General features: G+C 47.3%; 20 protein-coding genes and 1 other annotated feature. Of the genes, 19 read left to right on the top strand and 1 reads right to left on the bottom strand.

All coding sequences use genetic code 11. The features are described 5' to 3' along the window. The first annotated feature begins 265 nt into the window (after nucleotides 1-265). The 9 genes from PMI05_RS01125 to pssA all read left to right on the top strand — a co-directional run bounded on the left by PMI05_RS01125 (nucleotide 266) and on the right by pssA (nucleotide 10,304). Nucleotides 266-1,387: a UDP-N-acetylglucosamine--LPS N-acetylglucosamine transferase gene (locus PMI05_RS01125; RefSeq protein WP_007716179.1), complete on the top strand. Its 1,122-nt coding sequence runs from the start codon at nucleotides 266-268 to the stop codon at nucleotides 1,385-1,387. Between the two features lie 29 nt (nucleotides 1,388-1,416). Further along, on the top strand, nucleotides 1,417-2,103 hold the full coding sequence (locus PMI05_RS01130) for an HAD hydrolase-like protein (protein WP_007716180.1): 687 nt from the start codon (nucleotides 1,417-1,419) through the stop codon (nucleotides 2,101-2,103). A 189-nt stretch (nucleotides 2,104-2,292) separates the two neighbouring features. Next, nucleotides 2,293-2,757 (top strand): CtsR family transcriptional regulator, encoded by a 465-nt coding sequence (locus PMI05_RS01135; protein WP_007716181.1) that lies wholly within the window; start codon nucleotides 2,293-2,295, stop codon nucleotides 2,755-2,757. 16 nt (nucleotides 2,758-2,773) lie between these two features. Continuing rightward, complete coding sequence (locus tag PMI05_RS01140; protein ID WP_007716182.1) at nucleotides 2,774-3,292, top strand: UvrB/UvrC motif-containing protein; 519 nt, start codon at nucleotides 2,774-2,776, stop codon at nucleotides 3,290-3,292. A gap of 19 nt (nucleotides 3,293-3,311) precedes the next feature. Next, entirely contained in the window at nucleotides 3,312-4,385 is a 1,074-nt protein-coding gene (locus PMI05_RS01145; RefSeq protein WP_007716183.1) for a protein arginine kinase, read from the top strand. A 66-nt stretch (nucleotides 4,386-4,451) separates the two neighbouring features. Beyond that, on the top strand, nucleotides 4,452-6,902 hold the full coding sequence (locus PMI05_RS01150; RefSeq protein ID WP_007716185.1) for an ATP-dependent Clp protease ATP-binding subunit: 2,451 nt from the start codon (nucleotides 4,452-4,454) through the stop codon (nucleotides 6,900-6,902). A gap of 106 nt (nucleotides 6,903-7,008) precedes the next feature. Next, nucleotides 7,009-8,376 (top strand): DNA repair protein RadA, encoded by a 1,368-nt coding sequence (gene radA, locus PMI05_RS01155; protein WP_007716188.1) that lies wholly within the window; start codon nucleotides 7,009-7,011, stop codon nucleotides 8,374-8,376. A gap of 8 nt (nucleotides 8,377-8,384) precedes the next feature. After that, on the top strand, nucleotides 8,385-9,461 hold the full coding sequence (gene disA / locus PMI05_RS01160) for a DNA integrity scanning diadenylate cyclase DisA (protein ID WP_007716190.1): 1,077 nt from the start codon (nucleotides 8,385-8,387) through the stop codon (nucleotides 9,459-9,461). A gap of 114 nt (nucleotides 9,462-9,575) precedes the next feature. Further along, entirely contained in the window at nucleotides 9,576-10,304 is a 729-nt protein-coding gene (pssA, locus tag PMI05_RS01165; RefSeq protein ID WP_007716192.1) for a CDP-diacylglycerol--serine O-phosphatidyltransferase, read from the top strand. Between the two features lie 95 nt (nucleotides 10,305-10,399). On the opposite strand, the gene PMI05_RS01170 is transcribed toward pssA, so the two are convergent. Beyond that, nucleotides 10,400-10,795, bottom strand: a complete 396-nt coding sequence (locus PMI05_RS01170; RefSeq protein ID WP_007716195.1) for a hypothetical protein — start codon at nucleotides 10,793-10,795, stop codon at nucleotides 10,400-10,402. A gap of 287 nt (nucleotides 10,796-11,082) precedes the next feature. Between PMI05_RS01170 and PMI05_RS01175 the strand changes: the two genes are divergently transcribed. The 10 genes from PMI05_RS01175 (at nucleotide 11,083) to sigH (ending at nucleotide 19,967) form a co-directional block, all read left to right on the top strand. Beyond that, nucleotides 11,083-12,171, top strand: a complete 1,089-nt coding sequence (locus PMI05_RS01175; protein ID WP_007716196.1) for a PIN/TRAM domain-containing protein — start codon at nucleotides 11,083-11,085, stop codon at nucleotides 12,169-12,171. Nucleotides 12,172-12,198: 27 nt separating this feature from the next. Then, nucleotides 12,199-12,885, top strand: coding sequence for a 2-C-methyl-D-erythritol 4-phosphate cytidylyltransferase (ispD, locus tag PMI05_RS01180; protein ID WP_007716197.1), 687 nt, complete (start codon nucleotides 12,199-12,201; stop codon nucleotides 12,883-12,885). A 3-nt stretch (nucleotides 12,886-12,888) separates the two neighbouring features. Continuing rightward, nucleotides 12,889-13,362: a 2-C-methyl-D-erythritol 2,4-cyclodiphosphate synthase gene (gene ispF, locus PMI05_RS01185; protein ID WP_007716198.1), complete on the top strand. Its 474-nt coding sequence runs from the start codon at nucleotides 12,889-12,891 to the stop codon at nucleotides 13,360-13,362. An 87-nt stretch (nucleotides 13,363-13,449) separates the two neighbouring features. Then, a complete protein-coding gene (gltX, locus tag PMI05_RS01190; RefSeq protein ID WP_007716199.1) occupies nucleotides 13,450-14,916 on the top strand; it encodes a glutamate--tRNA ligase in 1,467 nt (488 codons plus the stop codon). 27 nt (nucleotides 14,917-14,943) lie between these two features. Continuing rightward, nucleotides 14,944-15,206 (top strand) — a binding site (T-box leader). 269 nt (nucleotides 15,207-15,475) lie between these two features. Then, entirely contained in the window at nucleotides 15,476-16,141 is a 666-nt protein-coding gene (cysE, locus tag PMI05_RS01195; protein ID WP_007716200.1) for a serine O-acetyltransferase, read from the top strand. Beyond that, a complete protein-coding gene (cysS, locus tag PMI05_RS01200; RefSeq protein ID WP_007716202.1) occupies nucleotides 16,122-17,528 on the top strand; it encodes a cysteine--tRNA ligase in 1,407 nt (468 codons plus the stop codon). The genes cysE and cysS overlap by 20 nt, the downstream gene beginning before the upstream one ends. Before the next feature lie 17 nt (nucleotides 17,529-17,545). Next, complete coding sequence (locus PMI05_RS01205; RefSeq protein WP_007716204.1) at nucleotides 17,546-17,950, top strand: Mini-ribonuclease 3; 405 nt, start codon at nucleotides 17,546-17,548, stop codon at nucleotides 17,948-17,950. Between the two features lies 1 nt (nucleotide 17,951). Further along, nucleotides 17,952-18,707, top strand: coding sequence for a 23S rRNA (guanosine(2251)-2'-O)-methyltransferase RlmB (gene rlmB, locus PMI05_RS01210; RefSeq protein WP_007716206.1), 756 nt, complete (start codon nucleotides 17,952-17,954; stop codon nucleotides 18,705-18,707). A 1-nt stretch (nucleotide 18,708) separates the two neighbouring features. Next, on the top strand, nucleotides 18,709-19,233 hold the full coding sequence (locus tag PMI05_RS01215) for an NYN domain-containing protein (protein WP_007716210.1): 525 nt from the start codon (nucleotides 18,709-18,711) through the stop codon (nucleotides 19,231-19,233). A gap of 83 nt (nucleotides 19,234-19,316) precedes the next feature. After that, nucleotides 19,317-19,967 carry an RNA polymerase sporulation sigma factor SigH gene (gene sigH, locus PMI05_RS01220; protein ID WP_005828894.1) on the top strand — a complete coding sequence of 217 codons (651 nt, stop codon included), beginning with the start codon at nucleotides 19,317-19,319 and terminating at the stop codon, nucleotides 19,965-19,967. Nucleotides 19,968-20,000: the final 33 nt, after the last annotated feature.

Genomic DNA, 20,000 nt, shown 5'->3' on the forward strand with positions numbered 1-20,000 from the left:
ATACTAATCGGTCGAGGACTTATCCACACACTTAGCAATCATGCGTATTCAGTTTTCAGGGAATGAAACCAACCTCTTTACCCCAGAATGGGTAAGGAGGTTTTTCGTTTTTATAGCAAAAAGACAAACTCGCGATTATTTTGTCGATAAGTTAGGCCGAATGACCGACAAGTTCCCTCTTGCAGACGGGTCTTGGGGTAGACTAACATGAGAAGGTACCTGATCCAGGCGTTGGAGTAGGCGAGGTTATGAAGGAGAATCGTTCATGAAAAAAATTCTAATCTTTTCCGCTTCCATCGGTAACGGACACAACCAGGCAGCGCGGGCCATGCAAGAAAGCTTGGCTGAGAGTGGTTGCACATCAATGATCATCGATACGTTGGAATATATTAGCCCCACCTTTCACAAGATTTTGCTGGAAAGCTATATGAATCTGTTAAGGCTGTCACCCAAGATGTGGGGCAGAATTTACCATAATACAGAAAAAACCCGTTTCTTCGATATGAATGTGCTGATGAATAAGTTATTGGCAAACAAACTGAAAAAGCTGATCAACAGTGTACAGCCTGATGCCTTTATTGCTACGCATCCGTTTGCAAGCTGTATGCTCTCCGTACTGAAAGGGAGAAATGATTGGAAGGAACCAATCTATACAATTATTACTGACTATACCATCCATCCTTCATGGATTAATCACCATATCAATTATTACTTCATCGGCCATGAACAACTGTATTACCTGTTAGACGTTTATCGACAGGACCATCAAAAATTCATTCCGATGGGCATTCCCATCATGAAAAAATTCAGTTTGCCATTGGAACCCGAACTGATTCGGGGAAAGCTTGGTCTTGCTCCTGGACAAAAGAGCATTATTCTTTCAGGGGGCGGATTGGGTCTTGGTTCGATGGAAAAGGTATTAGATGGGCTAGAAGAGATTAACATTCCTCTGAAAACCTTTGTGTTAACAGGGACAAACGACAAGCTGTACAATAAAGTGATAAATCGTACGTATCGCCATGAAGTCGTTCCACTAAAATTCATCAATAACTTCCACGAATACTTGGAGACGGCTGATTTAATTGTCACCAAATCAGGCGGACTTACATCAGCTGAAGTAATGAGTAAACGGGTACCCATGATTGTTTACAACCCTCTGCCTGGACAGGAAGAGAGGAACAGCCACTTTTTGCTCAATAATGGATGTGCGGTACATGCGAATCTGTCAGAGCAATTGATTTACTTTATCGATGAACTATTGCATAGCCCGTCCAAGGTGGATTATATGCGTAGAATGGGACAGAAAATCTCGAAGCCAGATGCTGCACAACGAATTACCGAGTTCATCATGGATGATATGAATATGTTGCCAGGAGAAGTAGAATAGCTGCCTAGCCAGATAAAATGGAGGAACCCATGACTGTACCATTCGCCATATTATTTGATATGGATGGCACGTTACTGCAAACAGAAAAGCTGTCGACCCCCGCATTTATTCGAACGTTTGACCAGCTTCGTCAAAAAGGACTATGGCAAGGGGAAACCCCTGACGAACGTGAACTGATCAATGTACTGGGAATGACGATCGAGCAGATCTGGGACAAATTACTGCCGGGTGCGAGTGAGGAAGCCATTCGCTCAGCCGACGCCTTCTTGCTAGACAATGAAATCCAGTTACTCAAAGAAAGAGTGACCGAGCTATATCCGGATGTAAAATCAACCTTGGAAACGCTGCGTGAGAAAGGATTTGCTTTGTTTGTAGCAAGCAATGGGCAGGAAGAGTATATCGATGCCATTTGTCAGGAATACGAGTTAAAGCCGCTGATGACCGATCTGTACTCAGCTGGCCGTTTCCGTACGCATTCCAAAAATGACCTGGTTGCAAAATTGTTGTCTGATTACAAAATCGAGCAGGCCATCATGGTAGGAGATCGTCACTCCGACGTGGAAGCTGGCAAGACAAACGGTTTATTTACCATTGGATGCGACTTTGGTTTCGCGAGACCAGGCGAGCTTGATAGGGCAGATGTCATCATCACCAGCTTCTCTCAGCTACTGAATCATTTGCCAGCAATCGACACCAATACACAAGAACAAACATAAACCATTCCTCAGTGAGTGGTTTTTTTGTTGATCATGTCCAAGTTTCAAGCGACCCTCTTTTGCCCACACTAGAATGTGTAAGGGACACTTGCGGGCACGCATTAAACCCATTATAATTAACGTCAAAGATAGTCAAAGTCAATTAGGTAACCTCATAAGAACATACACAGAGGAATAGGAGGCGATGACTTGCGTAACATCTCGGACATCATTGAACATCACTTGAAAGGCATCATTACAAACAGTCCCAATGGATCGATCGAGATTCAGCGTAGTGAGCTTGCCGACCATTTTCAATGTGTGCCGTCTCAGATCAATTACGTCATCAATACGCGCTTTACCGTTCAAAAAGGATACATTGTAGAGAGTAAGCGCGGGGGCGGCGGGTATATTCGCATACGCAAGGTGCAGATTGTCAGTAAAGCGCGCTTGCAGGAATTGCTAACAGAAGAACTAATTGGTGAGAGCATCAGTCAGAGCGTGGGAAATGCGATCGTAGAAAGACTATTTGAGGAAGGATTAGTCAACATCAGAGAAGCAACCTTGATGAAAATCGCTACCTCGCGAAACGTATTGACGCTAGAAGCTGAATTGCGGGATCGTTTGCGGGCAAATATTTTAAAGCAGATGATCGCAGCAATCTTGTTGAAGTAAAAGGAGGTATGCTGTTATGAACTGTGAGGAATGCGGAAAACGACCGGCGACACTTCATTTGACGAAAATCGTCAATGGCGAAAAAACCGAATACCATATTTGCGAGCAGTGTGCTCATGAAAAAGGGGACGTCTTTACCGGCTTTCACAACTTCAGCATCAACAATCTCCTGTCAGGACTTTTAAAATTTGATCCCATGCAAAAGAATGGACGCGAAACGGCAACAAATAAGCCGCTTCAATGCGAAACATGTGGACTCACATATTCTCAATTTAGTAAAAGCGGCCGATTTGGCTGTAGTGATTGCTACACCTTTTTGGGTGATCGACTGGACCCCCTTTTCCGCCGAATTCATGGAAACACACAGCATAGTGGAAAAGTACCAGAGCGGACCGGTGGCAAACTGAAGATCCGCAAAGAGCTGGAGCAACTAAAGCAAGCGCTGCAAAGTCATGTCGCCAGTGAAGAGTTCGAGAAGGCAGCAGAAATGCGCGATCGAATTCGAGCATTGGAACAAAAAATGGCCCAATCGTAGCAAAGGAGGTTAGCTGGTTATGTCCCAAAAGCAGTTTATGCAAAACCCGTGGAGCAATTGGATGAAAGGAGAAGGTCCTGATTCCGACATTGTCATTAGTACACGGCTGCGTATCGCCCGTAACCTGCGCCAGCACCCCTTTCCGTTATTGGCAACGGACTCGCAGGGCGAGGAAGTCGTCAGAAAGGTAACGGAAGTAAGCGATTCGGAGGCAATGCGCAAAAGGCATCAGCTTCAGGTCATCCATATGGACCAAATTAATCCGTTAGAAAAAAGGGTGCTCGTAGAAAAGCATCTGATTAGCCCTCATCTGGCAGAGGAGTCTCGCAAAGGTGCGGTATTACTTCGTGAAGATGAGTCTGTCAGCATTATGGTTAATGAAGAAGACCACATTCGAATACAGGTACTATTACCCGGGTTTTGTTTGAACGAGGCATGGGAAATAGGTACGAAGATAGACGACATTTTTGAGAAAAGCTTGAACTACGCTTTCGACGAAACACGAGGATATCTTACAAGCTGCCCAACCAATGTGGGTACGGGAATTCGTGCATCTGTGATGCTGCACTTGCCAGCTCTGGTGATGACGCAGCAGATCAGCAGAATTTTACAGGCAATTAATCAAGTTGGTCTAGTCGTTAGAGGAATTTATGGAGAGGGCAGCGAAGCTCTAGGGAATCTTTTTCAGTTATCCAATCAGGTCACACTGGGTATGTCTGAGTCGGATATCCTTTCCAATCTCTACGGTGTAGCCAGACAAATTATTGAGCAAGAGCGTGTGGCACGTACTTATTTGCTGGAGCATACGCGGGTTTCTTTGGAGGATCGAATTTTTCGGTCGTATGGCATCTTGATGTACGCTCGCACGGTAGAGTCCAAGGAAGCGGCTCAACGTCTGTCCGATGTACGTCTGGGGATTGATCTAGGCATCATTCCGAATGTATCTCCGCTCGTCCTAAACGAATTGTTGGTCACGACACAGCCAGGGTTTTTACAGCACCACGCTGGACAAAAGCTCACTCCGGACCAACGCGACGAAAGAAGGGCAAGGTTGATCCGCGAACGTTTGAGCCTAGTAGAACCACAAGAATAATTGTAATGGTATCACGCAATTGTTAACCATATAGAGAAAAAACAGGGTTATACGGAGGTGTACGATATGATGTTTGGACGTTTTACAGAACGAGCACAAAAAGTACTGGCGCTTGCCCTGGAAGAGGCGGTTCGTCTCGGACACAAAGATATTGGGACAGAGCATGTGCTACTGGGACTCATTCGAGAAGGCGAAGGGATTGCGGCGAAGGCACTGCAATCACTTGGGCTTGGCCTCGATAAAATCCAGAGTGAAGTGGAGTCGTTAATCGGGCGAGGAACAGAGCAGTCCGGTAGTAATTACACACCAAACTATACACCTCGCGCCAAAAAGGTTATTGAACTTTCGATGGACGAAGCCCGCAAGCTGGGTCATACCTATGTCGGGACTGAACATATTCTGCTTGGCTTGATCCGTGAAGGAGAAGGCATTGCTGCGAGAATCATGAACAATTTGGGCGTTAGCCTGAATAAGGCACGTCAACAGGTACTCCAGCTTCTTGGTAGCTCGGAAATGATGGCATCTCATCAACCGTCTGGAGGGAACCCAGCGGCCAATACGCCGACACTGGACGGCTTGGCAAGGGATCTGACTGCAATCGCTCGTGATGGCGGGCTGGACCCTGTCATCGGTCGCCAAAAAGAAATCGAGCGTGTGATCCAAGTACTTAGCAGACGCACCAAGAACAACCCTGTTTTGATTGGGGAGCCTGGCGTCGGGAAAACAGCTATCGCAGAAGGTCTTGCCCAAAAAATCGTGAACAACGAGATTCCGGAGACCCTTCGTGATAAACGAGTCATGACACTGGATATGGGAACCGTTGTTGCGGGAACCAAATATCGCGGTGAGTTCGAAGATCGTCTGAAAAAAATCATGGACGAAATTCGCCAAGCAGGAAACATCATCCTGTTTATTGATGAGCTGCACACCCTGATTGGTGCAGGTGGAGCAGAAGGCGCAATTGATGCCTCCAACATTTTGAAGCCTGCTCTGGCACGTGGCGAGCTACAGTGCGTAGGTGCCACAACGTTGGATGAATATCGCAAGTACATCGAAAAAGACGCGGCACTGGAGCGTCGTTTCCAACCGATTCAGGTTGATGAACCGACAGCAGAGGATGCTATTCGTATCTTGCATGGCCTTCGTGATCGTTACGAAGCCCACCATCGTGTCAAAATTACTGATGAAGCAATCGAGCAGGCAGTAAAACTGTCTGACCGCTATATTACGGAACGTTTCCTGCCTGACAAGGCCATCGACTTGGTCGACGAGGCGGCATCCAAAGTTCGCTTGCAATCCTTTACGGTTCCACCAAACCTCAAAGAACTGGAGGGACGTCTGGAAGAGGTGCGCAAGGAAAAAGACGCTGCCGTGCAATCACAAGAGTTCGAGGAAGCAGCAGCACTTCGCGATCAGGAGCAAAAACTGCGTGAAGAACTGGATAAAACGAAAAAAGACTGGAAAGAACGCCAAGGTCAGCTGAACATGGAGGTTACGCCGGAAGACATCGCACAAGTAGTGGCGAGCTGGACGGGTATTCCTGTGTTGAAGCTGAAGGAAGAAGAAACAGAGCGCTTGCTGAAGATGGAAGAAATTTTGCACGATCGCGTCATTGGTCAAGATGAAGCAGTCAAATCCATCTCGCGTGCGATTCGCCGTGCCCGTGCTGGTCTGAAAGACCCAAAACGCCCGATCGGCTCGTTTATCTTCCTGGGACCTACTGGTGTGGGTAAAACTGAATTGGCTCGTGCCGTGGCAGAGACGCTTTTCGGTGACGAGGATGCAATGATTCGTGTAGATATGTCCGAGTACATGGAGAAGCATTCCACCGCCCGTCTGGTAGGTGCCCCTCCTGGCTACGTAGGCTTTGACGAAGGCGGTCAGCTGACCGAAAAAGTGCGTCGCAAGCCTTACTCCGTCATTTTGCTGGACGAAATCGAGAAAGCTCACCCAGACGTATTCAACATCCTCTTACAAGTATTGGATGATGGTCGTCTGACAGACTCCAAGGGACGTACCGTTGATTTCCGAAATACAGTTGTCATCATGACTTCCAACGTTGGAGCCAACATGATCAAGAAAAATACAACGCTCGGCTTCACGACCAACGATTCGGAAAGAAAGTATCAGGATATGAAAGACAAAGTCATGGATGAGCTGAAGAAAAGCTTCCGTCCTGAGTTCCTGAACCGTATCGATGAAGTCATCGTGTTCCACTCCTTGGAGCAAGAGCACATCGAGCAAATCGTATCTCTCATGACAGATGAGCTGCGTAAACGTTTGAAAGAGCAAGACATTGATTTCCAATTGACCGAAGAAGCCAAGAAAGTATTGGCAAAAGAAGGTTTTGATCCGGCTTATGGTGCACGTCCTCTGCGTCGTGCTATCCAGCGCCACATCGAGGATAATTTGTCCGAGGAATTGCTCAAGGGCACGATCAGTAAAGGCGATACCGTCAATATCGAAGCCGAAGAAGGCAAGCTGGTTGTCAAGCGCCTCGAAAAAACGAAATCATAAGCTGGGTTGAAACGTAATAGAATGCCTCCTGATTCGGGAGGTATTCTTTTTTTGGGTGCGTAATTATGATAAAAGTAGAGAAAGAAATCCAAGTGAGGGTGCGACTATGTCAAAGTATAAAACGAAATACGCGTGTCAAGAATGTGGCTATGAATCGCCAAAATGGATGGGAAAATGTCCGGGATGCAGCAGTTGGAACACCTTGGTGGAGGAAGTGACGGTAAAAAATGCACATCGTCACGAAGGGATGAGCGGCGGCCAGCGCCAATCTGCGATTCCATTGACCCAGGTAGCCAGTGAAGAAGAGCCACGCATGGATACGACAATCGGAGAATTGAATCGTGTACTTGGTGGAGGACTTGTTCCGGGCTCACTCATTTTGGTTGGGGGAGACCCCGGAATTGGAAAATCGACATTGCTTTTGCAAACATCTTTTGCCTTGGCTCATCAAGGGGCAAAGGTTCTCTATGTATCTGGAGAGGAGTCGGCAAAGCAAATCAAAATTCGCGCGGATCGACTCCATTTGCAAACGCCGCCGATGTTTGTATTGGCAGAAAATGATTTGGATTTGATCGAACAGCATATTAATCAAGTAGACCCGGATGTGCTAATTATTGACTCGATCCAGACCGTGTTTCACCCAACGATCCAATCGGCTGCTGGAAGTGTCGCCCAAGTGCGGGAGGCGACTGCCCGATTGATGCGGATTGCAAAAGGGAAAGGGATTGGTACCTTCATTGTCGGTCACGTTACCAAGGAAGGTTCCATCGCTGGTCCGCGTATGCTTGAGCATATGGTGGATGCTGTTCTTTATTTTGAAGGGGAGCGCCACAATACGTTTCGAATTTTGCGCGCCGTCAAAAACCGTTTTGGTTCGACAAACGAAATCGGTATTTTCGAGATGAAGGATCGCGGTTTGGAGGAGGTGGCGAATCCATCTGAGATATTTTTGGCAGAGCGTCCATTTGGTGTTGCGGGTTCGACAGTCGTAGCCAGTATGGAGGGCACACGTCCCGTCTTGGTTGAGCTGCAAGCTCTCGTTGCCCCGACCAGCTTTGTAACCCCGCGGAGAACGGCAACAGGGGTCGATCATCAGCGTGTGGGGATGATCATGGCAGTGTTGGAAAAGCGCATGGGCATGATGCTGCAAAATCAGGATGCTTATGTAAACGTAGCAGGTGGGGTCAGATTGGATGAGCCAGCGGTTGATTTGGCAATTGCCGTAAGCATTGCAAGCAGTTTCCGTGACCACGCTACCAATCCGCATGATGTCGTTATCGGAGAAATTGGTTTGACTGGTGAGGTGCGCGGTGTCTCACGTATTGAGCAACGAGTACGAGAAGCACATAAGTTAGGCTTTAAGCGTGTCATCATCCCGGAGAAAAACATCCGTGGTCTGGATGCGCCAGCAGACATTCAAGTAATTGGTGTGAGCAATATTGCCGATGCGTTGAACGAGGTGATAAGGAGGTAGGAGTGGGCATGCAGGGGAACATCAAAAGAGCTCCGCAAATCGGTGATGTGCTTCGTCTCGTGGCACCCGGCACACAGCTTCGTGAAGGGTTGGAAAATGTTTTACGGGCCAAAACCGGGGGCTTGATCGTCATTGGGTGCGGTCCAGAGATGAAGACGATTGTCGATGGCGGTTTTTCCATCAATTGTGATTTTTCTCCTGCCCATTTGTATGAATTAGCGAAGATGGATGGGGCGATTATAGTAAGTGAAGACGCAAAACGCATCCTGTACGCGAATACGCAAATCTTCCCACCCTCCTCAATCCCTACGAGCGAGACGGGGACACGGCATCGTACAGCGCAACGGACAGCCATTCAAACGAATCATCTGGTCATTGCTATCTCGCAGCGCCGCAATGTGATCACGCTGTACCAGGGGAATTTCCGGTATGTCTTAAGCGAAATCAGCGTCATTTTGGCCAAGGCGAATCAGGCTGTATCTACGCTTGAGAAATACAAGGCCGTGCTTGATCAAACTTTGACGAATCTCGGTGCGTTAGAATTTGAGGAGCTCGTTACGTTACACGAAGTTGCCTCGGTTTTGCAACGGATTGAGATGGTGTTACGTATTAAGACTGAGGTCTCCAAATACATATGTGAGCTAGGGGTAGAAGGAAGGCTCGTCAGTATGCAGTTGGAGGAACTGGTTTCAAACATTGAGGAAGAGGCCCATATGTTTATTCGGGATTATTCCAGAGATGCATCCTATTCACCTGATCTCGTGCTGCGGGACATGAAAAAATTGAACTCGGAGGAAATGCTGGAGCTCACTTCTTTTTTGCGAACGCTGGGGTATTCCTCAAATGTCAGTATGCTGGATGAATCCGTTTCCCCTAGAGGGTATCGGATCCTGTACAAGATACGGCGTCTGCCCGTTACGATCATCTCAAATCTGGTAGAGCATTTTCATCATCTGCCGCGAATCATGATGGCAACCATCCAGGAATTAGACGAAGTAGAAGGCATTGGCGAGGTCCGAGCGAGAGCCATTAAAGAGGGGCTGAAACGGATTCAAGAACAAGTGTTCATTGACAGACACATTTAAAGTAGAATAGGATAAAGGCATTATTTGTATTCAACATTTGCCTAGGGGACTTGGATAATAACAAGGTCGACAGGATAACCTGCTCCTTACGCAAAAGAAATCAGGAGGTAGTCTATGTTCGTGAAATCGTTACCGAACATACTAACCGTAAGCAATTTGTTTCTGGGAGTTTTAGCAATTATTCTTGCGTTTCGAGGCGATCAATACGTCGAATATGCAGCGATCACAGTGATCATTGGTATGCTGGCAGACGGGCTGGATGGACGTGTAGCTCGTATGCTGAATGCCCAAAGTGAGTTCGGGAAGGAATTGGATTCCCTTTCTGACGTCATTACATTTGGGATTGCACCAGCGTTCATCATGTATGTTGTCGTCTTGCAACACTTTGATTTGCTTGGGATTCTCATTACAGCCATTTTTCCGATCTGTGGTGCGCTGCGTTTGGCGCGTTTTAACGTACAGGCCGGGGTTCCGGGGTATTTCATCGGTTTGCCGATTACGGCAGCGGGGGGCGTACTGGCTACGCTCGCACTCTATCACCAAGTTTTCACTCCGGTATTGCTTGCCGTAAGTATGTTGCTTCTTGCCTTTTTGATGGTATCAAAGGTCAAGTATCCTAACTTTAAAAAAGTGGGGATTCCAAAGTCTGCTTACTGGATCACACCCATTATCATTGCGATTGTGGTTGTTGTAGCGATTAAGTATCCGCAGCAATTTCCAAAAATCGTCTTCCTGCCACTTGCTTTTTATGCACTGTACGGAATAAAAAAAAACGTTGACTTTCTCGTCAAAAAATTACGTAAGCGTAAAAACAAAGAGAAAGAATCCGTTCCGTTCGAATAGTTACGGCATAAAAAAACCCACACTTCAATGTGCGGGTTTTTCTTTTTTGTATGCAACTTTTTTTAGGGTTCATTCGTAATACGAGTAACGGACTTTTAAGACAGATTGAAGACACCCAAAGTATTCAGTCGGTTGGATTCTTTCTGAAGCACATCTTCTAGCTTAATGTCAGTAATATTGCACAAGGCAGTGAGGTAAAAGAGGTTTTTGCCAAGCTCAGCAGTAACTACATCGCGACAATGCTCGCACAGCGGACCGTTAAAGTGGGTGTCCAAATGGGACTTGTTGTCCTCCAGATTCTTGTTCGAATCGTACGTCTGTTTTTTGGCAACCACTTCGACACAGCCGCATTCGGTGATGGCTTTTGTCAGTGAACGGTTAATACGGGATGCCGTTTCCTGAACTTTGGACATGACGTCCAGTACGCTACGATGTCTGATCAAAAGCTCGGATACTTGCGTTTGAAAGTCGTCTATGTTTCGATTGTCCATCTGGGTTCACCTCTGCTTTAGGCTGTTGGTATCGTCATAATTTTCTCTCTTTACGATACTGACATTATAAGAAGGGAGCCAGCTCCCTGTCAATTTATCATCGAAGGAAACGAGTGTTCCCGGGTTGACGAGAAAATGACAACTATGTTAAAATTTTTGGCTATTTGACATGGCAAAATCTTTTTTGCTATAGTGAGGGAAAGTAAAATGAAGCGTTATAATGATTTGGAAAAAAATAGGGTTTTACTCTTAGGCTTCTGTCTATATTAGTAAAAGGAGGTGAAGGCATGTTACGCCGAGTAGGAAAATTCATTTTTGTTTTGATTGGTGGCGGATTAGGGTATCGGTTTGGTGACGAATTGTTCTCGTTGCTCGATCCACTGTTAAACTTTGGTGTAGTAGCCGGATCGCAATATATTGGAGCTGTACTAGGTGCCATCTTGTTTTTCTTTTTAGCGAATTGGGTTGTGGATTATGTTCTGCGCATCGTTCGATGGGGTGAAGAGACACTCGTCAAAATGCCGGTTGTCGATGTGATGTTCGGAGCGATGGGGTTGATTAGTGGTCTTATTGTTGCATTCTTATTATTCCTGCCCATCAGTAAAATTCCGATTCCATATGTAGGAGATCTTTTGCCGTTAATTGTTTCCGGGTTGCTTGGTTATTTGGGCTTCCAGGTAGGGTTTCGCAAGCGGGACGAGATTATGTCGGTATTTTCGATTGGACGTAAGGATAAGAAAAAGGACAGCGCAACAACTGCCGTTAACTTGGAAAATAAAATTCTCGATACCAGTGTCATCATTGACGGACGCATCGCAGATATTTGCCGTACCGGCTTTCTGGAAGGGGTACTGGTCATTCCGGGATTTGTGCTAGAGGAGCTGCAGCATATCGCCGATTCCTCCGATGTACTGAAGAGAAACCGCGGTCGTCGTGGTCTGGATATCTTGAACAAGATTCAAAAAGAAATGAAGGTAAAGGTCCAGATTTGGGAAGGCGATTTTGAAGAAGTGTCCGAGGTGGACAGCAAGCTTATCAAGCTCGCAAAGCTCATTAGCGGAAAGGTCGTAACAAACGACTTTAACCTGAATAAGGTATGTGAGCTGCAAGGTGTTGCAGTCTTGAACATCAATGATTTGGCGAATGCAGTCAAGCCCGTAGTTTTACCTGGAGAAGAGATGAACGTTCAAGTCATCAAGGATGGGAAAGAGCACGGTCAGGGTGTCGCTTATCTGGACGATGGCACGATGATTGTTGTAGAGGGCGGACGAGAGTACATCGGAAACGACGTCGATGTCCTCGTAACGAGTGTGCTGCAAACTTCAGCAGGACGTATGATCTTCGCCAAACCAAAGTTACTTGAACGAGCGTTATAGAAAAGACAACAGGAGAGGGATGAATCAGTGAGTACGGGTGTCGTGATCGTTGCAGCCGGTTCGGGTAAACGAATGGGTGGACAACGAAACAAGTTGTGGTTACCACTTGCGGGCGAGCCGATCTTGGCTCATACGGTACGTCTTTTTGCTACTCATCCCGACATTGATGAAGTTGTGCTAGTGGTGAGTGAAGCAGACCACGCAGAAGTAACGACCTTGATCTCGGCTGAAAAGCTGACGGCTGTGGTTACTCTTGGTGGGGCAGAGCGACAAGACAGTGTGAGAAATGGCTTGGCATCACTATCCGCAAATTGCGATTACGTACTGGTTCACGATGCAGCCCGTCCTTTCGTCACTCGCAAACAGATCAGTGACATGATCAAACAGGTGCAACAAGATCAGGCAACGATCATGGCAGTACCTGTCAAAGATACGATTAAAGTGGTGGGGGAAAAAGGACTTGTAGAGTCAACCCCGGCACGGGAAAGCTTGTGGGCGGTTCAAACCCCACAAGCTTTTCGTATGTCTTTATTGCGAGAGGCACATGAGGCAGCGGAGGCAGCGAGGAAGCTGGGTACGGATGATGCGATGCTGGTTGAGTGGCTGGGTCATCCGGTATCGATTCTTCACGGAAGCTATGAGAACATTAAGATTACTACGCCAGACGATCTGTGGTTTGGTGAAGAGATATTGCGGAAACGAAAGGGAGAGTAGCTCATGCGTATTGGACAAGGTTTTGACGTGCATCAGTTAGTAGAGGGGCGTCCATGCATTATCGGAGGCGTCACCATCCCGTATGAAAAAGGCTTGCTAGGGCATTCTGACGCGGATGTTCTTCTCCATGCGATTAGTGATGCGATTCTTGGAGCGATTGGTGAAGGGGATATTGGCCGGCATTTCCCAGATACAGACCCGGCTTTTAAGGATGCGGATAGCGTAAAGCTGTTGGAGCATGTATGGAAGTTGGTTCGGGAGCACGGCTACCGCTTAGGAAACGTGGATGCAACGATCATTGCCCAAGCGCCGAAAATGGCGCCGTACATCCCGCAAATGTGTGAAGTCATTGCACGCGTGCTGGAAGCAGACGATCTCTCGCAAGTGAATGTGAAGGCGACGACATCGGAGAAACTTGGTTTTACAGGCAGAGGAGAAGGAATCGCTGCCCAGGCAGTATGCTTGCTTGTCAAGTAGAAGGGCAAGGTGTAACATAAAGCCTTAGATACGTTTTTACTTAGGTCAAGGTTATAGCCTTTTACATTTATAAGGATGGTGCTACCAATGGCGAAAGAAATTCGCACTCGTTATGCGCCGAGTCCTACGGGGCATTTACACATCGGCGGTGCGCGAACAGCGCTCTTCAATTATCTTTTTGCGAAACATCATGGTGGTTCGTTCATCGTTCGGATTGAAGATACGGACCAAACACGCAATAAGGAAAATGCGGACGAAGAACAAATGAAAAACCTGAAATGGCTCGGCGTAACATGGGAAGAAGGTACAGACGTTGGTGGACCATATGGACCGTACCGTCAAACAGAGCGCCTGGACATTTATCGGAAATATATCGATCAACTGCTGGCAGAAGGCAAAGCGTACTACTGCTACGCGACAAAAGAAGAGCTGGATGCAGAACGTGAAGAACAGCTCGCGCGTGGAGAAACACCACGCATTCTGGAAAAGCACCGCCATGTAACGGACGAGCAGCGTGCTCAGTACGAAGCAGAAGGACGAGTGCCATCCATTCACTTCCTCGTTCAGGATGATCGCGAGTATGTTGTGAACGACCTGATTCGTGGCCAAGTAACATTCAACTCCAACGAGATGGGCGATTTCGTTATTTGTCGTCCAGATGGAATTCCTACATACAACTTCGCCGTTGTAGTGGACGACTATTTGATGAAAATTAGCCACGTCATTCGTGGAGAAGAGCATCTGTCCAACTCGCCTCGTCAATTGATGATTTATGAAGCGTTTGGGTGGGAAGCGCCTGACTTTGCTCACTTGGCACTGATCCTCAACCAAGATGGCAAAAAGATGTCCAAGCGCGACGAGAGCATTCTTCAGTTCATTGAACAGTATCGTGACCTCGGCTTCTTGCCAGAAGCAATCGTGAACTTCCTTGTTCTTTTGGGATGGTCTCCAGGTGGCGAAGAAGAGATTTTCTTAATGGAAGATCTGATCAAGCTGTTCTCAATGGACCGCGTGAACAAGTCGCCAGCTGTGTTTGATGCAACGAAGATGAACTGGATGAACAACTTCTATTTGAAGCGCCAACCGCTAGATATGATCACAGATATGTGTATCCCGCATCTGCAAAAAGCTGGCTTCATCGAAGAGAATCTGTCTGCTGAGAAGGGCGAATGGGTTCGCAGTATCGTAGGCTTGTACCAAGAGCAAATGTCCTACTGTGCGCAAATCGTTCCGTTGGCAGCTCTTTTCTTCCTCGACGAAGTGGTGTACGATGAAGAAGCAACTTTGGTGCTGAAAGAACCACAATTGCCGGAAGTGCTTGCTTCCTTTGTGAAACACCTTTCTGCCCATGATGCATATAATGTGGATGTTATTAAAGCGGTACTCAAAGACGTGCAAAAGGAAACGGGTCACAAAGGCAAGGCATTGTTCATGCCGGTCCGCGTAGGAGCAACTGGTCAGGCGCATGGTCGCGATCTGGCGGAGACGTTGTATCTGCTTGGACGCGACAAGGTGATTGCACGTGCAGAGCAAGTAATTGCAAACGGTCAGTAAGTATTGGCTGGTTTTCTTTTATAAATAATGAATGCAACGATCAGGAGAAGTACAACAGTCTGCACATCTACAGAGAGGATGGATAGGTGAGAGCCATCTGGTGTGCCCTGTATGGAAATGCCCCTGTGAGCAATGAGCTGAACCTATCTTTTTGAAAAGATATCAGTAGGCGCCATCGGCTTCCCGCCGTTATCGGGATATGAGCGAGATTTGCTCATGACTGTTGTGAGTTTTTAGTGACAGTGATGACGATCTAAGCAGAGTGGAACCACGGTAAACCCGTCTCTGTCCCTTCGTGTTTGAGGGGATAGGGACGTTTTTTGTTTTTTTGAAAAGGTAGTTCAAAAAGTCGTCTTTTGATCACGATGTAGTCCTGGAAGCATATTCGACTTCGAAAGTAGCGTTCACCTTCGAAGTCCGGTGCTCATGTAGGTCTCCTACACTCCGCTCCTCCTTCTTCAGGTTCTCACTACTTTCTCGATGCTGAAAAGACAACTTTTTGAACCCTGACACTGAGGTTGAACGAGCAGGTAAATCAGGCGGGAGGTGCCACCCAAAAATGTTAGCACAGATGAGAGATGACATTCATGCTGTTTTTGAACGAGACCCGGCTGCGCGAAGTACGCTGGAAGTCGTTTTGACCTATTCCGGTTTGCACGCGATATGGGGGCACCGGATTGCCCACAGGCTCTGGAAGGCTGAGCTGTGTACACTCGCCCGAATTGTCTCTCAACTATCCCGTTTTTTCACGGGAATTGAGATTCACCCGGGCGCAACAATTGGCCGCGGCCTGTTCATTGACCATGGCATGGGTGTTGTGATCGGGGAGACGTGCGAAATCGGAGACAATGTAACGATTTATCAAGGGGTTACACTCGGGGGAACAGGTAAAGAAAAAGGAAAGCGTCACCCTACGATCGGCAATGATGTCATTATTGCAACGGGAGCAAAGGTGTTGGGCTCCTTCAAAATTGGCGATAATTCAAAGATAGGGGCAGGTGCCGTTGTCTTGCAGGAGGTACCGCCTAACTCGACCGTAGTAGGAATCAAGGGACGCATCGTCATCCAGGATGGCAAGCGGGTCAAAAATGATTTGGACCATGTAAACATGCCAGACCCGGTAGCGGATACGATTCGTATGATGCAAAAGGAAATTGATCAATTACGTAAAGAATTGGAGCTTTTGAGGGAGGATAAAAAGAACGATGGGCATTCAGCTGACTAACACGATGACGCGGCGAAAGGAACCGTTTCACACATTGGAGCCAGGAAAGGTGAAAATGTACGTGTGCGGCCCGACCGTGTATAACTACATCCACATTGGAAATGCGCGCCCTGCCATTGTATTTGATACACTGCGCCGTTACTTGAAATATCGTGGATACGAAGTGACCTTCGTGCAAAATATTACGGACGTAGATGACAAACTGATTCGTGTGGCGAATCAGGAAGGTGTCACTGTCAAAGAAGTGGCTGATCGATACACAGATGCGTACAATGCTGATCTGAAATCACTGAACGTAACGCCACCGGATATTCAACCGCGAGTGATGCAGACAATTCCGGAGATCATTGAATTCGTACAAGGGCTGATTGAAAAAGGCTTTGCCTACGAGAGTGAAGGTGACGTCTACTTCCGCACGGGACGTTTTCAGGAATACGGAAAGCTTTCGCATCAACCGTTGGATGATTTGCAGGCAGGTGCTCGTGTAGAAATCAACGAGAAAAAGGAACATCCCCTGGACTTCGTACTTTGGAAAGCGGCCAAGACCGGAGAAGTTACCTGGGACAGTCCGTGGGGCGATGGAAGACCGGGATGGCATATTGAGTGCTCGGCAATGGCCTTGAAGTTTTTAGGTGAGGAAATCGATATCCATGCGGGCGGAACAGACCTTGTGTTCCCTCACCACGAGAACGAAATTGCCCAGTCGGAGTGCTTTACGGGTAAAGTTTTTGCTCGCTACTGGCTACACAACGGGATGCTCAATATCGATAACGAAAAAATGTCCAAATCCCTCGGGAATTTCTTGCTTGCACGCGATCTTTCGGAGAAATTCGGCGGTCAATTAATTCGCTTCTTTATGCTCCAGGGGCACTATCGCAACCCGATCAATTTTAGCGAAGAGTTGATTGAACAAGCGGCCAATGGTTTGGATAGAATCAAGACGGCGTATACGAATCTTTCCCATCGTCTGGATACCGTGCGCGCAGAAGAGCCGAATGATCAGGCACAGGAGCAGGCCAGAATCATTGGAGAGCTTCGCGAGCGTTTCATTGCTGAGATGGATGATGATATCAATACAGCGAATGCCATTACCGTTATTTTTGACATCGTGAAGGAAGCTAACCTGTATTTGCGTCATCAAAATGTAGGCGAAACCGAAGTTCGTGCGTACATGGATTTGTTGGTGGAGTTGACGGAGGTTCTTGGTCTTGAAATTGCAGAAGAGCAGGAGCTGTTGGATAGTGAGATTGATGCGTTGATCGAAGAGCGCACAGAAGCTCGCAAAGCAAGAGACTTTGCCCGTTCTGACGAAATCCGCGATCTGCTCGCAGCAAAAGGAATCGTGCTGGAGGACACGCCACAAGGTGTTCGCTGGCGTCGAAAGTAAGGGGCCGAAGAAAATAGATGCAAAAAGAAGAACTAACCCGAGATCCTAATCTGACAAATCCACTCGTGCTTGCCTTCCTCGGGGATGCTACCTATTCGCATTGTGTCAGGTATCATTTGATCGCCAAGGGGCTGGTTAAACCAAACCAGCTCCACAAGGCGGCCAACCGCTATGTTTCAGCGAAAGCACAGGCCAATGTGTTGTTGACGTTAATGCCCACATTGCCGGAGGAAGAATTGAATGTAGTGAAGCGGGGGCGGAATGCCAAATCCGGCTCCAGTGCCAAAAACGCCGATATTATCGACTACCGTCATGCAACGGCTTTTGAAGCATTGATCGGGTACCTGTACTTGAGTGGAAAAGAAGAGCGGATCGCTGAAATTGTGCAGCAGGCTTTTGCCATAGTGGAAGGAGAATCATGAAATGAGTGAAGAATGGATTCTGGGGAAAAACCCCGTCATCGAGGCTTTACGATCAGGCCGTACGATTAATAAGATTTGGATTGCAGAGGGAACGAATAAAAATCTGATGGGACCTATCTATGCCTTGGCGAAAGAACAGGGTGTCATTGTGACGACGGCGAATCGCAAAAAGCTGGATCAGCTCGTGTCGACGGACAACCATCAGGGTGTAGTGGCTTCTGTTGCTGCTTACGATTACGTAGAGGTAGACGATATTTTGAAGCGGGCAGAGGAAAAAAACGAGGCGCCGTTCATTTTGCTGTTGGACGAGCTGGAAGATCCGCATAACCTTGGTTCGATCATGCGGACAGCCGATGCAGTCGGTGCTCATGGTGTCATCATTCCAAAACGACGTTCTGTCAGTCTTACGGCAACGGTGGCAAAAGCTTCGGCAGGGGCGATCAACTACGTGCCAGTAGCGCGAGTGACGAACTTGGTTCGTACCATGGAAGAGCTCAAAGAACGCGGTGTTTGGATCGCAGGAACAGACGCGAGTGCCAAACAAGATTTCCGCCAGGGTGACTATACGATGCCACTCGCGATTGTCATTGGCAGCGAAGGAAAAGGTATGAGTCGCCTCGTGCGGGAAAACTGTGATTTTCTGTACAGCCTTCCGATGGCGGGCAATGTTACCTCACTCAACGCTTCTGTAGCAGCTGCCTTGTTGATGTATGAAGTCTATCGCTCCAGGAGTCCAATTCCGACTCGGGTGAAATGACATGGCGAAACGAAAAGCCAAGCAGCTGTTGATCGTAGATGGATACAATATCATCGGCGCCTGGCCCGATCTGCGCCTGCTGAAGGATCAAGAGCGGATGGACGAGGCGCGTGATCAATTAATCGCAAAAATGGCAGAGTACCAGAGCTACACTGGTGTGAAGGTCATCATTGTCTTTGATGCGTACAACGTTCCTGGCATTGGCCGTCAAATGGAAGACTTCCAGGTTGAAGTTTATTTCACGAAGAAAAAGGAGACGGCTGACGAAAAAATCGAGCAGTTAGTCTCTCAATTTCACAATAAAAATCGACAAATTTATGTGGCAACTTCTGACTATACGTCACAACGTGTCATATTTGGGCAGGGAGCTTTGCGCAAATCTGCCCGGGAGTTGTTGCTCGATATGGAAAATGCGGGGAAAGAAATCAAGAAACAAGTCGAAAAAACGAAGGAAGACGGCTTCTCCAGGCGGATTGCGCTGAATGATGAAATAGCGAAAATATTCGAAAAATGGAGAAGGGAATAACTTGGATTCGGTTGACGCTTTTTTACGGCATCATGTATAATAGCGCTATCTATTGGAGAAACCGGTTGGCGGAGGGATCATTTGTGAGTGTTGACCTCAAGGAGTTAAAACATGCCCAATATGAACTAATGACCGACGAAGAAGTAGTCGACCTGGTTCGCGATAATGACGCCGAAGCTTTGGAGTATTTGATCAACAAATACAAGAACTTCGTCCGTGCCAAAGCGAGATCCTATTTTCTTATTGGGGCTGACCGCGAAGACATCGTGCAGGAAGGGATGATCGGACTGTACAAGTCTATTCGCGACTTCCGAGGAGACAAGCTCACGTCGTTCAAGGCATTTGCCGAGCTGTGTATTACCCGTCAGATCATTACCGCGATCAAGACGGCGACACGCCAAAAGCACATCCCGCTCAATTCTTACGTCTCATTGGACAAGCCTATATACGATGAAGATTCTGACCGGACACTACTCGATGTGATCTCGGGAACCAAGGTGACCGATCCAGAGGAATTGTTTATCAATCGGGAAGAATTCGATGACATCGAAGGCAAGATGAGTGAAATCTTGAGTGACTTGGAGCGCCAGGTTCTCATGCTTTACTTGGACGGACGATCCTATCAGCAGATTGCTGTTGAACTGAAGCGTCATGTCAAGTCTATCGATAATGCATTACAGAGAGTCAAGCGCAAGCTAGAGCGCTATTTAGAAGGAAGAGAGATTCATCTGTAAGAGAGAATCTCTCTTTTTATTTTGGAAGCAAAA

The sequence above is a fragment of the Brevibacillus sp. BC25 genome, assembly GCF_000282075.1.
Taxonomy (GTDB): domain Bacteria; phylum Bacillota; class Bacilli; order Brevibacillales; family Brevibacillaceae; genus Brevibacillus.